This is a genomic window from Opitutia bacterium ISCC 52 (assembly GCA_014529675.2).
Lineage (GTDB): Bacteria > Verrucomicrobiota > Verrucomicrobiia > Opitutales > UBA2995 > UBA2995.
In genome coordinates, this window is record CP076040.1 from 3,053,321 (window position 1) to 3,068,680 (window position 15,360).

Here is a 15,360-nt window from a genome sequence, read left to right on the forward strand (position 1 = left end):
TCATTCAACAGTTAGGGGTAGCAAAGCACTGCCTCTAAATTCCGAGTCCACAGGTATGCGCATCTCAAATCCGCTTTGCTTGCTGGTATCCTTATCAATTTTTAAGCCCTTTGCGTTCTTAAGTAGCATAAGCGTGGAAGGAGGTAGTCCTGCCAGGTGCTGCCCCTCCAGACTGATCCCGGGAGAGCGCCTCATCAGTTTGATGTAAATGTGATCTCGGCTCTTAAGCTCCTCAATACGCTTCAATAGATGCTCGAATTTAGTGGCTGTGTAAAAGCCTTCAAACTCAACCTTATCAACCGCTATCGCATCAGCTACTAATACTTCAACACGCTCTTTGCGTATTTCTTCCGGCAACACAAAGGATACTTGTTTTGAAAATCGCTCTCCCTGGTGAGTCTTCATCTGGAGCGTCAGGTTAACCGAACCTCCAGCGCTCACTTTCTCTTCATGCAAATAAACCGCTTCAAGGTAGGTGATGTCCGTCACCGGTCGCGCTTCAATCTCTACCTCCAAGGATTCAACGACGGGCGATTCGAAGGTATTATCTGTCAGCAATTGGTGGATTGCCATTTGTTGAAAGGCCGCCGACGCAGCCACTCCGGCTCCTGAAAAAATGTCTCTCACCTCGACGGGATCGTAACCATCCAAATGGATTTTGGTTTTTATACGAAGCGTCTGCTCTTCCGAATATTCAATTCCACCTTGAAGTGCCTCCATAGTAGCCATGGCGCCCACCACTGGACTTAAACGTGGATGGCGAAACATTTTAGCTGAGAACGCTTTGTATTCGAAATCCGTATACGTTACTAAAATGGACAAATCCGACATGGGAGAGATCGGACCCAATTCGGCCGCAATGCCGGTCAATCGATCCTGGTAAACGCGTCCGACGAAATCACCTGTATTGGATAACTTAAAGGAAGAAGGCATGGAGCGAACAATGGTTAACACTTCAGCCTGAGCCAGGGGCATCTCTACAGATCCCCACTGAAAGAAAGGATGGCCAAAAGCCAGCAGCTGATCGCCTTCAACATAGGTCACTGTTCCGGTAGCACCAAAACTGAAATCTCCATGCATCAAAACCGCAGCCACTGCTGAGCCCGCCTCGATCTCACCGGTAAGCTCAGATGAAGCAGATCCACCGGGACCATTCATGACCTTCACGCCCAGCTCATCTAATGTTTCGCTAAATGCCTCGAGGGTGCGGTCAGATATACCAGCAGCAATCAAAGGTGCGGGTAATGGCTGAAGAACCGTTTGAAAATCATTCAGTCGACTACGACTGGCAGGCTCAACGGACTTCCAATAGGAATTGATAGAACCACTTGCGGCTACTTCTCCACCGCGATCCTCCAACACCGGCAACATGTTGTGAATGGGAGTTACTCCAATGATAGCCTGTTCCTTGGGCCAGGTGTATCCGTATGCATAAGCACCCACCAATTTTCCATCAATGAAGACCGGACTACCGCTCATTCCAGCAACAGGGCCAGATAGAATGTTTCGATCGTCGATGGCTTCGCAGATGATCACCGATTCGTTCGGCCCAATAAAGTGCTCAGCAATGCCGATTACCCGAAGCGGAAACGTCTCCACCTCCGTACCAGACATTACAGTACGCCACTCCCCTTCCATGCCCGGCTTTACTTCCTCAAGGGGCATCAGTTCGTAAGCACTGTTTAATTGAGCACACAGACCTCCTGCTATGAAGAAGCTCACCAGGGTGAGGGCTGTGTTTAAAGCGAGGCGCATTGAAGTAACTATTCGATAATTAGGTTTTGTCCGGTCATTTCTTCGGGCTGTTCCAAGCCTAACAAATGAAGAACGGTCGGGGCTATATCAGCTAGACGTCTATCTGACTGATTTAGTTTAAAACTTTCGCACCCTTTTCCATAAATGGCCAGTTCAACCGGATTCAAAGTATGCGCGGTATGGGGACCATCCACTGCGGGATCCCACATCTGATCGCAATTTCCATGGTCGGCAGTTACCAAGGCAACGCCGTCTACTTCATCGATCGCATTCAGTAATTCACCCAAACAAGCGTCTACTTTGATACAAGCTTTCTCAACTGCTTCCATCGAACCGGTGTGCCCAACCATATCGGGATTGGCGAAATTGACTAAGATAAAATCATACTTCCCGGAAAGAATGGCGTCTTTGGTAAATTCCTTTACCTCCTCAGCCGACATTTCGGGAGCGAGATCGTAGGTGTTTACTTTCGGACTGGGTGCCATGGCCCAGTCCTCACCAGGAAACGGTTCTTCTCGGTAGTCGTTAAAGAAAAAAGTCACATGCGGATACTTTTCAGTTTCGGCACACCTGAACTGAGTCTTGCCCTGATCGGCCAAATAGCCTCCTAGAATATTGGCCATTTTCTCAGCCCGTGGAAAAACGATGTGATCGAGCATGCCCTTCTTGTATTCCGTCATACCGGCGTAATAGAGATCCAACTTCTCTCCGCGATCGAAGTCATCAAAATCGTCTTCAATAAAAGCGCGGGTAATTTCACGAGGCCGGTCCCCCCGATAATTGTAGAAGACAACCGCATCGCCATTTCCAATCGTGGCAATGGGCTCACCACTTTCTCCAGTAATCCAGGTAGGCACGACGAACTCATCACCCTGCCGGGAACTATCGAGGGGATGGTCATAGTAATGCTGGACGGCCTCTGCGGCAGAACTGGCGGAATGATCCGCTTCTTTGCCTGTCAACAGATTGTAGCCTTTGGAAACGCGCTCCCATCGGTTGTCACGGTCCATACTCCAAAATCGTCCACATACAGAGGCAATTTTTCCGATACCAAGCTCGGCACATTTGGCTTCGACTTGTTGAATGTAGCCCAGTCCGCTTTTGGGCGAGGTGTCCCGACCATCCGTGAATGCATGGATATAGGCCTCTTCTACTCCAGCCGCTTTCGCTTCGATCAACACCCCATAAAGATGCTCCAGCAATCCATGGACTCCTGCATCCGACACGATGCCCAACAAATGGAGCTTTCCCCCACTCTTGGCTCGGTTAAATGCTCCCTGAAGCGTTTCATTGCTGCGGATTGTGCCCGTATCGAAGGCCTTGGTGATCCGAACAACTTCCTGATCAACGATCCGTCCAGCACCGATATTCTGATGGCCCACCTCACTGTTTCCCATCACACCGACCGGCACTCCTACATCGAGCCCACAGGCTGCAAGCTCCGTTCGGGGCCAATTCTCCGTCAAATTGTCAGAAACGGCCGTTGGAGCGCGTTTAATGGCATTAAAGGAATCCTGGTCCGAGTTGTGGTTGGCTCCCCAACCGTCACGAATAACCAGAAGTACCGGGCGTTTTCCCTCTTTCATAAATTGGCAAATATCTTAGGTCCAAATGCTGCCCCATCCCGGGACAGAGAATCGCAAAGAATCGGGAAATAACCGTCCCAAGTCTAGAACTTATCTAAAAAATCTGCGACTCCGCGCACTGTACCCTTAGTCACGGGAAAGCCTGCAAATCCAACGGTTTCTGCTCGACCAAGAACTGACGAAGAAACGCCAAATAAATTACCTACCTGAACGCTTGACTTGAAGGGATTATATAGGTTTCTTCCGGCGCTTATCGGCGACCTGTTTACTAGGAAACCTAGAATCCTTTTACTGTTATGCCCACCAAACTGAAAGATACTCTTACGCTTCCATCGACCGAGTTCCCCATGCGGGCGAATCTCGTTCAACGTGAGCCCGAGCGCATTAAGCATTGGGAAAAGGAAGGATTGTATGAGAAAATTCAGGAGAAAAACGCCGATAATCCATCTTTCATCCTGCATGACGGGCCTCCCTTCACGAGTGGGGATGTGCACATTGGCACAGCTTTAAACAAATGCCTCAAGGAATCCATCATCCGCTACAAGTCGATGAAGGGATTTCGCGCACCTTACATTCCTGGCTGGGACTGTCACGGCCTACCCATTGAGCAACGCGTAACCCGCGAAATGCGGGAGCAGGGAAAAGACCTGCCTTCCTCAGAAATCCGCAATGCCTGCTCCGAATTTTCCATGAGATTCATGGATATCCAGCGGGAACAGTTTGTCCGCCTGGGAATTCTCGCCGACTGGGAACAAGAATACCGGACTCTCGACCCCGAGTATGAGGCAGACATTCTGCGCACCTTTTCCTCCTTTATCGATAAAGGCCTCGTCTATCGCAGCAAAAAGCCGGTTTACTGGTCCATCCCCTACAGAACGGCCCTGGCCGAAGCGGAAATTGAGTATAAGGACCACGTTAGTCCTTCCATCTGGGTAAAATTCAAACTACCCGACACGGGTGCACTCGCGATTGAAGGGGATGTATCCATCGTTATATGGACCACGACTCCCTGGACCATCCCTGCCAACTTGGCCTTAGCGCTTCATCCACGAGTACACTACGTGGTCATGGTCGCCGGGGACCAAAAACTGATTGTGGCCAAGGACTTGGCTGAATCCGTAGCCAAAAATGTAGAGCTCGGTGAATACACGATTGAGAAGGAGTTCAAAGGCGAAGCACTGGACGGTCTAATCAGTAAACACCCGTTCATCGACCGCGATAGCCCCATTCTTTTGGCTGACTATGTAACCACGGAAACTGGAACCGGCGCAGTTCACACCGCGCCGGGTCATGGTTTGGAGGATTATATGTCCGGGCTGAAATACGGTTTGGAAATTTACTGTCCGCTGGACAACGAAAGTAAGTACATCGACGACGGGCAGATTCCAGCTGAATTGGTCGGAGTATCCGTCCTGGAAAAGAAAGGACGAAGCCAGGCCAACGTCGAAGTCTTAAAGTTACTTGAAGACTCGGGTAATCTGCTTAAATTCGAAAAATTTGAGCACAGCTACCCACACTGCTGGCGCTCAAAGACTCCCGTAATTTTCCGTGCTACGCCCCAGTGGTTTGTTTCCATGGATACAAACGGGTTCCGTGAACAAGCCCTGGAAGCTATCAGCAAAGTGGACTTTGTTCCAAGCTGGGGCGAAAACCGAATCCGCGGCGCAGTAGAGGGTCGACCGGATTGGTGCGTCAGTCGTCAACGGAGCTGGGGAGTTCCGATTCCCGCATTCTACGACGAAGAAGGCGAAGCCTACGTCGATGCAGAGGTGGTGAGAGCCATTGCTGCAAAAATTGAAAAAGAAGGAACCAATTACTGGTTCGAAAATGATGCTGCGACCATTTTAGACGGTATTGATCTCCCAGAATCCTGGCAGGGCAAATCCTTAAGCTGTGGGAAAGACACTCTGGATGTTTGGATCGATTCAGGATCCAGCCACCAAGCGGTTCTTAAGCGAAGAGATGCATTACAATTTCCAGCAGATCTCTATCTCGAAGGTAGTGACCAACATCGCGGATGGTTTCAATCGTCTCTATGGACTTCCATGGCGGCAGAGGGAAAACCACCTTACAAGGAAATCGTAACCCACGGATTTATTGTGCGGGGTGACGGCACGAAGATTAGCAAAAGTGATAATAAGGGAGGAAAACCTCAAACATCAGACGCCTACATCAAACAATATGGCGCAGATGTGATCCGACTGTGGATTGCATCTCAGGATTATCGCAACGACATCCCCGTATCCGACGACATCATCAAACGTATTGTTGATAGCTATCGTCTAGTTAGAAATACCCTTCGGTTCCAGCTATCCAACTTGTTCGACTTTAACGCTGAATCAGATGCAGTTGCCATTGAGGATCTGGACGTCATCGACCGCTGGGCCTTAAGTAAAACAGCTGAACTAATCGGTCCTGTTACCGAGGCCTACGATAAATACGAATTCCACCGCGTCTATCAGCTGATTAATCAATTTTTCTCGGTTACATTGTCTGCGATGTATCACGACATGCTGAAGGATCGCCTTTATACACTGGCGCCCGATTCAGCCTTACGCCGATCCTCTCAAACCGCTATTTATCAAATATTTAAGACCGTTTCTCGCTTATTGGCCCCCATTGTGGCGTTTACGACCGATGAGGCCTGGAGTTACTTCAAAAATGGCGAGGAATACAGCTCAAGTTCAATACATCTAGAGGATTGGCCAGAAGCTCCCGAGAGCTGGAAATGGCCTGAGAATGTTGAAGAATTTGAAAATATATTAAAATTCAGAACCAGGGTGAATGAACTTCTTGAAAAGGCTCGACAAGGCAAAGAAATTGGAAAATCTCTCGACGCCGTCGTCAGCATTACAGGTTCAAACAACGATCCTCTCTTTCAAACTCTTCAAAAATACGAACCCAAGCTACCGGAAATATTTATTACTTCCCAAGTCTCTTTGGAACCAACTGAAATTGAAGCTGTATCTGTAACCATCCAACCAGCAAACGGGGAACGCTGCCCAAGATGCTGGAGAACTGTAGAATCACTTTTAGAAACCACTATCCAAGACAACTTATGCCCCCGCTGTAAGGAGGCATTGAACGCTTAATACCAAACTATTCCAATTGTCATGCCTCCTAAAAAAACCGCCGCAAAAAAAGCTACCAAAGCGAAACCTGCTGCTGAGAAAAAAACACACGCCAAATCAAAAGCCAGCAATGGAAAAGTTGCTGCCTTCACTTTGGATGATGTGCAAAGCCTTCTAAAAACCAAAAAGAAGGACGACACCGCCACCGAAAAGAAAGTAGCCAAGAAAGCGGCTAAGAAAAAGGTCGTAGAAGAAGTCGAAGACGTTCCCCATGAAGCTCAAAGCTTGGGCGCTGCTTCTCTAGCTGATATCCTGGGCTTCGACCCAGCTGCTTCAAGCCCCCAACAGAAGGACGAAACGAAAGTGCCCAAGAAGTTTAAGCGCTATTACGACCTGCTCATTGAGTTGCGGAATCACGTAAATGACGAGCTCGACCTTCATACCCGAGAAACACTGAAAAAATCCAACAAGGAAGATTTCGGCGACATCGCAAGCTACAGCCAGCACATGGCTGATGAAGGCACAGACAACTTTGACCGCGATTTTGCGTTGAGCCTGGTATCAAACGAGCAAGAAGCACTGGCCGAAATTGAAGATGCGATTGGACGCATTTTTGATGGAACCTACGGGGTTTGTGAAATCACAGGTGAACCCATCAACAAGGAACGCCTTCTTGCTGTCCCATTCACCAAACATTCATTGGAAGGACAAAAAAAGCTCGAAAAGAACAAACGCCATTCGGTGCAAAATTCCGGTGGAGTTTATAGCACTGGTATAGAAGATTCGACTCAGTTTCTAGCAAACGACGATGGCGATTAAACCTTTATCCGTAGAAGATAAAGTATCTCGGTTTGATCGCATAATCTACTACCGCTTGTTTTTCATAGTCGCGGCAACAGCCACGGTTCTGGATCGTGGTTCCAAATGGATTGTTCAAAAGACGATTCCTTATGGTACCTATGATCCCTCCTCGATGATTGAGGTCATCCCCAATTTTTTCTACATTTGCCATATCGGCAATACAGGTGCGGCCTGGGGAATGTTTCACGGCAAAAGCTTTCTGCTAGCCTTGTTTTCCTTAGTCGCTCTCGCCCTACTCTACTTCTTCCGGAACAGCCTGGGGCTGAGAAACATTTTCGTTCAGTTCTCCCTAGGCCTGGTAACAGGGGGAATACTGGGAAACCTGTACGACCGCTTAGTCTTCAACCACGTGGTAGATTTCCTGGATGTTCATCTAGGGTTCTACAGGTGGCCGGCTTTCAATGTCGCAGACTCAGCCATATTGATTGGTGTCCTACTCTTCTGTTATTACAGTTTCAAAGAAGAAGCGACCCGCAAGGTGCAGGAACAGCAATAAGCTCCAAACGCTTACTCGATATTCGCGATCTGTTCGCGGAAGCGTTCAAGCTCGTTTTTGAAGTCAATCACATGTCGCGAAATGCGAATGTCATTTGACTTACTACCAATCGTATTGATCTCTCGATTCATTTCCTGAAGCAGGAAGTCGATCTTGCGTCCAACCGGTCCAGAAGCATCTAAAAATTCTGCCAACTGATCCATGTGACTTCCAAGACGGGTAATCTCTTCTGAGATATCACTTCGATCGGCGAACAAAGAGATCTCTTTCAAAACACGTTCGTCATCAAGGTCCAATTCGAGGTCAGCCTGGCGTAGACGTTGAAAGAGCAAGTCCCGGTAATGCGAGACACTATCCCCAGCATACCGCTCGACCTCCTTAACACTCGATCCCAGCAATTCAAGGCGATCCTGCAAGTCTTCCTTCAACTTCACCCCTTCGCTTTGGCGCATGGCAACCAATGCTTTTACTGCTTCAGTAAACGCATCGCAAACGCTCTCTTTCACATCCTCGGCATCAGGAAGCACCTGATTTTTTTTTGCATAGAGGGCTAGCTGGAATAACAGATCCGGGGTTGATTCAAATGGGACCTCCAGGTCCTTCGATAATTTTTTGAACTGACCAAAGATTTCCGAAACACCTTTCGTATCAAAATCCCCACTACCTCCTTCGCTCGAAAACTGAGCTTGGATATTAACAACGACACGGCCGCGTTGAATGTGCTCCTTCAGGATTGACAAAAGGCTTCCCTCAAGAAGCTGCCATTCCCGAGGAATCAAAACATTGGCATCGAACGCCTTGCGATTCACAGAATGAACTTCTATAGAAATCTCCAGATTCTCATAGAGCGCAGATCCACCCCCATATCCAGTCATTGAATACATTAAAGTTCTCCCTCTCCAAGTATGCGTGCGGCCTGCTGAACATCCTTATCTCCACGGCCACTCAAGTTGACTAATAAGATCGAACCCTTGGGCATTTCAGGGGCACGTTTCAAAGCATAAGCTATAGCATGCGAGGATTCCAAAGCAGGAATAATACCTTCGGTCTGGCTACATTTCTGAAATGCTTCCAGCACGTCTTCGTCGGTAGCATAGGTGTAATCAATACGACCTTCATCACGATAGTATGCATGCTCTGGTCCGATAGCAGCGTAGTCTAATCCAGCTGAAACAGAATGAGTCAGTTCGATTTGGCCGTCAGGATCCTGAAGTACGTAGGTCTTGGTTCCCTGAAGAACTCCCAGCTTTCCTCCCTGGAAACGGGCTGCATGTTCACCTTGCTGAATACCATGCCCCCCTGCTTCGACGCCGACCATGCGAACGGATTCATCTTCCAGGAAATCGTAAAAGAGTCCTATCGCATTACTACCTCCACCGACACAGGCACACAGCTCATCGGGCAAGCGCCCTTCCCTTTCGAGGATTTGTTCCTTGGCTTCCTGACCAATCACTCGGTGGAAATCGCGCACCATCATCGGGTATGGGTGGGAACCCAAAGCAGAACCAAGGATGTAGTGCGTACTTCGCACATTAGTCACCCAATCGCGCATGGCCTCGCTCACCGCTTCTTTCAGGGTCTTTTGTCCAGCATCTACGGGAACAACCTCCGCGCCACACAAGCGCATGCGATAGACGTTAAGCGCTTGGCGCTCCATATCCACACGCCCCATGTAGATGACGCATTCCAAACCAAACTTCGCACAGGCTGCAGCAGTCGCTATACCATGCTGCCCTGCACCTGTTTCAGCGATAATACGCTTCTTGCCCATTCGCAATGCAAGGAGGGCCTGACCGATCACATTATTGATCTTGTGAGCTCCGGTATGAAGCAAATCTTCGCGTTTGAAATAAATTTTGGCGCCACCGAGCTCCTCGGTTAGACGTTCGGCAAAATACAATTCCGTCGGACGGCCGGCAAATTCTTTAAGATGCCATTTGAGCTGCTTCTCATATTCAGGATCCTTGCGGGCTTCGGCATATACTTCTCCTATTTCCTGCAAGGCAGTCATGAGTGTTTCCGGCACATAAACGCCACCATAGGGACCGAAGTGTCCAGCCTCGTCGGGCAACATTGACGGATTAACGGATGTATCTGTACTCATTTCGCTATAAAAGACTTACTCAGTAGAATTGCACCAGAAAAATGTCGAGTCGACTGAATGAATATTCCTAGCCGACCTGCGCCAAAGCTTAATCATTCTTCGTTTTTCAGGAAAGTTAGCAGATCCTGGAATTTGGCCAGGTTAGTCTCATCGATCTTCACCAGATCCTCATGAGCACCAATAAGCATCTCCTTCTTTTCCTCTTCAGTCTGAGCCTCGCAAGAGAGCCCTTCAGCACCATCAGAGATTTTCTCTGTCTGATCAGAGCTGTTCTCAACAATGTTGACGATACGGTGCAGACCCAAATTTTTGACCAATTCTAGATTTCTTTCCCCAAGCCCTGTCAAAGTAACAGAGCCTTGTGGTTCAGACCGTTGCGTATCAATCGCCAGTCCAGCCAAAATCCCCAAGAACGTACTGTCCATTCCTTCACATTGGGCAAAGTCCAAGGAGAACTCATGGTTTCCCTTCGCTACCATATTTCGAAAAAAGGTGCGTAAGGGGCTGCAATTCAGAAAATTGGCCCGGGCACAAATATGAACCAGAATGGGTCGGCTCGACACTTCTACCCGGAAGGTAGGCTCGGTATCATCAGCCATATTTTAGGGAATTATTGTGATGCGATAATATTGCGAAGAACGTAGGGAAGAATACCTCCATGACGATAGTATTCTACTTCAATCCCAGTATCGATGCGCAATCTTACCTGAGTGTTAAAGCTGCTTCCGTCTGCCCGTTTGACTTCCATATCCAGGAGAATCCCTGGCTGTAGATCATTGGAAAGACCACTAATTGAAACTTCTTCTGAACCATCCAACTGGAGAGAATCAACACTCTCGCCCTCTACGAACTCCAGCGGAAGCACACCCATTCCAATCAAATTACTGCGGTGAATTCTCTCAAAGCTTTTGGCAACTACGGCCTTCACACCTAATAGATTGGTGCCTTTGGCGGCCCAGTCACGAGAACTTCCCATACCGTAGTCAACGCCGCCGAACACGATAGTTCCAATGCCACGTTTTTTGTATTCCTGGCACGCGTCATGAATAGCCATGAGCTCACCTTCTGGCATCAGTTGGGTATATCCACCTTCTTTACCATCCGCCATGCGGTTCTTGATTCGCACATTGGCAAAGGTTCCCCGGGTCATGATTCGATCATTACCACGACGAGAGCCATAGGAATTGAAATCCTTTTGCTCTACTCCTTTTGAGATCAGGAATTTTCCAGCTGGCGTTTCGGATTTGAACGCACCTGCAGGGGAAATGTGGTCCGTAGTTACGGAATCTCCCAAGATCGCCAATGGGCGCAAATCATTCAGATTGTTAATTTGGTTAGGATCCATTCCGAATCCGTCAAAAAAGGGTGGTTCCTGAATATAAGTACTTTCGTCCTTCCAGTTGTATATGTCACCCGTTGATGATTCCACTGATTGCCATTCAGGTGATGCGTCCATGATCTTGGCATATTGTTCGGTGAACATGGAGGATGTGATGCCGGATGCTACGTTTTCTTGAACTTCTTCCTGACTTGGCCAGATGTCTTTCAGATAAACGGGATTTCCATCCGAATCATTGCCGATCACATCGGTATCGAGATTAATATCCACCGTACCTGCTAAGGCATAAGCAACTACTAAAGGAGGTGACATCAAGAAATTGGAGCGAATGGATCCATGAACACGAGCTTCAAAATTCCGGTTACCAGACAGCACACTTGCAGCGACTAAATCACCTTCGCGGATAGCATTTTCGATAGGATCTGCCAATGGGCCACTATTACCGATACAAGTAGTGCATCCGTAACCCACTAGGTTGAAGCCAATTTTATCGAGGTATACCTGAAGTCCTGTTGCTTCTAGATACTCGGTAACAACGCGAGACCCAGGGGCCAAACTTGTTTTGACAGTTGGGTCAATCGTCAGACCTTTCTCAACCGCTTTCTTGGCTACCAAGCCAGCAGCAATCATGACGTTCGGATTCGACGTATTGGTGCAACTAGTGATAGCGGCAATTAACACACTACCATGTCCAATCTCAGGTTCGGCAACTGCAACGGCTCCATCTCCAGATCGAACGGCTACGGTAGTAGAAAAGTCTTCAACAGATTTTCCAAAACCACCTTCAGCTACGGGCATCTCGAACAAGGAACGAAATCGTTCCTTGAGATCAGGTACATTGATGCGATCTTGTGGTCGCTTAGGTCCGGCAACACCAGGTACGACATCTGCCAAATCTAGGTCTAAAGACTTGGTGTATTCAACTTCACCAGCCTTAGGAATTCCAAACATTCCTTGAGCCACGTAGTAGTCACGGACCTGGTTGATAGAAGCTTCGTCACGTCCGGTTAGACGCAGGTAATCGAGCGTCTTATCATCAATGGGGAAGAATCCCATGGTTGCTCCGTACTCGGGAGCCATATTTGCGACGGTAGCGCGGTCTGCTAAAGTAAGTTTCTCAGCTCCATCGCCATAAAACTCGACGAACTTTCCCACTACCTGCTCTTTACGCAGCAATTCCGTGACGTGGAGAGCGAGGTCTGTAGCCGTCACACCTTCGCGCAAACTGCCAGACAAGTTAACTCCAATGACCTCAGGAGTCTGAAAGTAAACCGGTTGGCCAAGCATTCCTGCCTCCGCTTCGATACCACCTACACCCCAACCTACAACGCCGAGGCCATTGATCATGGTCGTGTGGGAATCCGTTCCCACTAAGGTGTCCGGATAAAGAACGGTGGAATCAACTTCAGCCTTCTCAAAAACGACTCTTGCCAGATACTCCAAGTTCACCTGGTGAACAATCCCAATACTAGGTGGCACGACTTGAAAGGTATCAAAGGCCTGCTGCCCCCATTTGAGGAATTCATAGCGCTCACGGTTCCGCTCGAACTCAATGGACAAGTTTTCTTTAAAGGCATCTACCGTGCCACTTCGGTCGACTTGTACCGAGTGATCGACAACCAAGTCTACTGGTACAAGAGGCTCGATGCATTTGGCATCCTGACCGAGACGATCCACGGCTGAGCGCATAGCAGCAAGATCTACTAACAACGGAACGCCCGTAAAGTCCTGTAAGACAATGCGAGATACCACAAAAGGGATCTCACTTTTGGAAGGAGACTTGGCATTCCAATTGGCTAAGGTCTTCACCTCGTCCTCGGTAATATTCTTCCCATCGCAATTGCGAAGAACAGATTCGAGTACGACCCGAATACTAATGGGCAATTTGGATACAGGTCCGATACCAGCGGATTCTAAGGACGGGAGGGAATAGTAATATTTTCCTTCTGCTTCGTTAAGTGCAGTTAAGGTGTTAAGTGGATTGTTCAAATCACTCATTATAGGGTTTACAAAAAGGAGCCCCCTATTGGGAGGGCTCCTGTTAAAAATGAAATTTAGTTAAGTGCTGCTTTGACCGCTTCAAAATCTGGTATCACCATAGGATCGTCGTTGCTGGTGCTGTATTGAATAACTCCATCAGAATCGATGATGAAAACAGATCGCTTGGCCACGCCTTTTAGACCTAGAAGGTCTTCGTAGAGAACGTCGTAAGCGGTAGCGGTTTCCTTGTTAAAATCGCTTACCAAGGTAAAATTAAGCTCATTCTTCTCAGCGAATGCTTCCTGAGTAAACGGACTATCTACGCTCACTCCGATGACATTGGCATTGAGGTCATTAAATTCCTGAATGCTGTCACGCATAGAACACATTTCGTTCGTGCAAGGGGGAGCAAAGGAGAGAGGGAAAAAGAGAAGGATAGTTTTTCCCTTTGCAAAATGGTCACTCAGAGTGACGTCTTCAAGACCGCCTGCAGTCTTGGTTTTCAAGGTAAAATCGGGTGCTTTGGTTCCAACTTCTAAGGCCATGGATGGTGTATTTTTAAGTTTTTAATTTTATTGAGACAGAAAGAGTTAAAACAATGGAGGGAAAATCAACCATGGCAATGCTTTCCCTTCGCAAAAAAGACAATTTTCGTTCCTATAAGAGATTATGAGCTTTTCTATTGAAACTAGAAGAGGAACACGGAATTTATAAGCCTTTTCCTATGAACGTCATTGAACAGATCCGCCGGGGAACCGACACCATTTTAAGTGAAGAGGAGCTCGAAAAAAAGCTACAGAAGAACAGGCCGCTCCGCATAAAGCTAGGAGCTGACCCTACAAAACCTGATCTCACGCTGGGTCATACCGTAGTCTTGCAGAAATTGCGACAATTCCAGGACCTGGGGCACACTGCGGTACTGATTATTGGTGATTTCACGGCCCGTATTGGTGATCCCTCCGGAAAATCCGCTACTCGACCCGAGTTATCTAAAGAAGAAATAGCCGAAAACGCAAAAACCTACATCGACCAAGTCTACAAGATCCTGGATCCAGAAAAAACCGAAATTCATTACAATAGTAAGTGGCTGGCTTCGATGAGCTTCGAAGACACTTTGGGACTGCTGCGCAAAATGACCGTGGCAAGAATGCTGGAGCGAGACGATTTTTCCAAGCGATTCAAGTCTCAGACACCCATCTCAGTGGTGGAATTCGTTTACCCCCTCTCCCAAGGCTATGATTCAGTCGTATTGAAGTCAGACGTAGAATTGGGAGGAACCGATCAACTATTTAACCTTCTGGTAGGTCGACAGCTCCAAAAAGATGATGGCCAGGAAGAACAGGTCGTCATCACCCTACCCCTATTGGTAGGCTTGGATGGGGTAAACAAGATGTCCAAGAGCTTAGGCAACTACATAGGCCTCAATGACTCAGCCAAAGAGGTGTTCGGTAAAGTCATGTCCATCAGCGACGATTTGATGTGGAATTACTGGACCGTGCTTTTCTACAAGTCCGATGAGGAGATCGAGGCGATGAAGCAGGATCACCCAATGTCGATCAAGAAGACCCTTGCAGTCGCAGTCACCGCCCGGTTGCACGACCCAAAAGCCGGAGAATATGAGCTCCAACAGTTCGAACAGGTGTTCTCGAAGGGTAAACTGCCAGAAACCATGGACGAAGTTGCCTGGGAAACTGTCTCAGAAGGCGCAGATTCCGTAGGCATCCTGAATTTACTAGGGAATTCCGGGAAATTCCCTAGCCGAAAAGAAGCCAAGCGTATGCTTCAACAAGGCGCAGTTAAGGTAGATGGTGAAAAAGCGGGCTTCGACCTGGAGCTGCAAAAGCCTGAAGGAGAACTCGTAGTTCAGGCTGGCAAACGCTTGTTTTTCAAGGTGTTACCTTAGTATTCGGCCTCTAAAGAACGATATTTCAGGGCTGAAGCCCGTGTATTTGGTAAAAAGATACACTCATAACAAAAATCTAAGAATTTTTATTTACTTCCTCATCAAGAGGTCTTTTAGTAATTGTTAAGAAGTCAGCTCTAGTTAGCGAAAACTCTCCTTTTAACTCAAAACCCCGCGTTTAACCCTAGCGCTCATCACTTTCCAGACTTTTGGTAGCAGGTTAAAAGGATAAGTTGGGATTGTAGAGGGTATGAAGAAGGTTTCA

Annotated in this window: 11 protein-coding genes; 4 read left to right on the plus strand and 7 right to left on the minus strand. The window is 47.9% G+C overall.

The features are described 5' to 3' along the window. Both GA003_12980 and gpmI read right to left on the minus strand, forming a co-directional pair. Window positions 1-1,755, minus strand: a complete 1,755-nt coding sequence (locus tag GA003_12980) for a hypothetical protein (protein QXD26941.1) — start codon at window positions 1,753-1,755, stop codon at window positions 1-3. 8 nt (window positions 1,756-1,763) lie between these two features. Continuing rightward, the gene (gpmI, locus tag GA003_12985) at window positions 1,764-3,341 is read right to left on the minus strand and encodes a 2,3-bisphosphoglycerate-independent phosphoglycerate mutase (GenBank protein ID QXD26942.1); all 1,578 of its coding nucleotides are present in this window, start codon (window positions 3,339-3,341) and stop codon (window positions 1,764-1,766) included. Window positions 3,342-3,637: 296 nt separating this feature from the next. Here gpmI and ileS point away from each other — a divergent pair, with 296 nt between their 5' ends. From ileS to lspA, 3 genes are read left to right on the plus strand one after another with little or no spacing between them, the layout of a single operon-like run. Further along, window positions 3,638-6,433, plus strand: a complete 2,796-nt coding sequence (ileS, locus tag GA003_12990; protein QXD26943.1) for an isoleucine--tRNA ligase — start codon at window positions 3,638-3,640, stop codon at window positions 6,431-6,433. Window positions 6,434-6,454: 21 nt separating this feature from the next. Further along, a complete protein-coding gene (locus tag GA003_12995) occupies window positions 6,455-7,231 on the plus strand; it encodes a TraR/DksA C4-type zinc finger protein (GenBank protein ID QXD26944.1) in 777 nt (258 codons plus the stop codon). Further along, window positions 7,221-7,769 (plus strand): signal peptidase II, encoded by a 549-nt coding sequence (lspA, locus tag GA003_13000; GenBank protein QXD26945.1) that lies wholly within the window; start codon window positions 7,221-7,223, stop codon window positions 7,767-7,769. Before GA003_12995 ends, lspA begins: the two co-directional genes overlap by 11 nt. A gap of 11 nt (window positions 7,770-7,780) precedes the next feature. On the opposite strand, the gene GA003_13005 is transcribed toward lspA, so the two are convergent. From GA003_13005 to GA003_13025, 5 genes are all read right to left on the minus strand, one after another. Continuing rightward, window positions 7,781-8,644, minus strand: coding sequence for a YicC family protein (locus tag GA003_13005; GenBank protein QXD26946.1), 864 nt, complete (start codon window positions 8,642-8,644; stop codon window positions 7,781-7,783). Window positions 8,645-8,652: 8 nt separating this feature from the next. Beyond that, window positions 8,653-9,873: a tryptophan synthase subunit beta gene (gene trpB / locus GA003_13010; GenBank protein ID QXD26947.1), complete on the minus strand. Its 1,221-nt coding sequence runs from the start codon at window positions 9,871-9,873 to the stop codon at window positions 8,653-8,655. 92 nt (window positions 9,874-9,965) lie between these two features. Next, window positions 9,966-10,472: an STAS domain-containing protein gene (locus GA003_13015; GenBank protein ID QXD26948.1), complete on the minus strand. Its 507-nt coding sequence runs from the start codon at window positions 10,470-10,472 to the stop codon at window positions 9,966-9,968. A gap of 11 nt (window positions 10,473-10,483) precedes the next feature. Further along, the gene (gene acnA, locus GA003_13020; protein QXD26949.1) at window positions 10,484-13,210 is read right to left on the minus strand and encodes an aconitate hydratase AcnA; all 2,727 of its coding nucleotides are present in this window, start codon (window positions 13,208-13,210) and stop codon (window positions 10,484-10,486) included. A gap of 56 nt (window positions 13,211-13,266) precedes the next feature. Then, the gene (locus GA003_13025; GenBank protein QXD26950.1) at window positions 13,267-13,737 is read right to left on the minus strand and encodes a redoxin domain-containing protein; all 471 of its coding nucleotides are present in this window, start codon (window positions 13,735-13,737) and stop codon (window positions 13,267-13,269) included. A gap of 179 nt (window positions 13,738-13,916) precedes the next feature. Between GA003_13025 and GA003_13030 the strand changes: the two genes are divergently transcribed. Then, window positions 13,917-15,095: a tyrosine--tRNA ligase gene (locus GA003_13030; protein QXD26951.1), complete on the plus strand. Its 1,179-nt coding sequence runs from the start codon at window positions 13,917-13,919 to the stop codon at window positions 15,093-15,095. Window positions 15,096-15,360: the final 265 nt, after the last annotated feature.

Excerpts from the sequence above, each read along its gene's own strand:
- GA003_13030 (QXD26951.1), top strand. The coding sequence starts at position 13,917 with ATGAACGTCATTGAACAGATCCGCCGGGGAACCGACACCATTTTAAGT.
- GA003_13025 (QXD26950.1), bottom strand. The coding sequence starts at position 13,737 with ATGGCCTTAGAAGTTGGAACCAAAGCACCCGATTTTACCTTGAAAACC.
- GA003_13015 (QXD26948.1), bottom strand. The coding sequence starts at position 10,472 with ATGGCTGATGATACCGAGCCTACCTTCCGGGTAGAAGTGTCGAGCCGA.
- lspA (QXD26945.1), top strand. The coding sequence starts at position 7,221 with ATGGCGATTAAACCTTTATCCGTAGAAGATAAAGTATCTCGGTTTGAT.
- GA003_13005 (QXD26946.1), bottom strand. The coding sequence starts at position 8,644 with ATGACTGGATATGGGGGTGGATCTGCGCTCTATGAGAATCTGGAGATT.
- trpB (QXD26947.1), bottom strand. The coding sequence starts at position 9,873 with ATGAGTACAGATACATCCGTTAATCCGTCAATGTTGCCCGACGAGGCT.
- acnA (QXD26949.1), bottom strand. The coding sequence starts at position 13,210 with ATGAGTGATTTGAACAATCCACTTAACACCTTAACTGCACTTAACGAA.
- GA003_12980 (QXD26941.1), bottom strand. The coding sequence starts at position 1,755 with ATGCGCCTCGCTTTAAACACAGCCCTCACCCTGGTGAGCTTCTTCATA.
- ileS (QXD26943.1), top strand. The coding sequence starts at position 3,638 with ATGCCCACCAAACTGAAAGATACTCTTACGCTTCCATCGACCGAGTTC.
- GA003_12995 (QXD26944.1), top strand. The coding sequence starts at position 6,455 with ATGCCTCCTAAAAAAACCGCCGCAAAAAAAGCTACCAAAGCGAAACCT.
- gpmI (QXD26942.1), bottom strand. The coding sequence starts at position 3,341 with ATGAAAGAGGGAAAACGCCCGGTACTTCTGGTTATTCGTGACGGTTGG.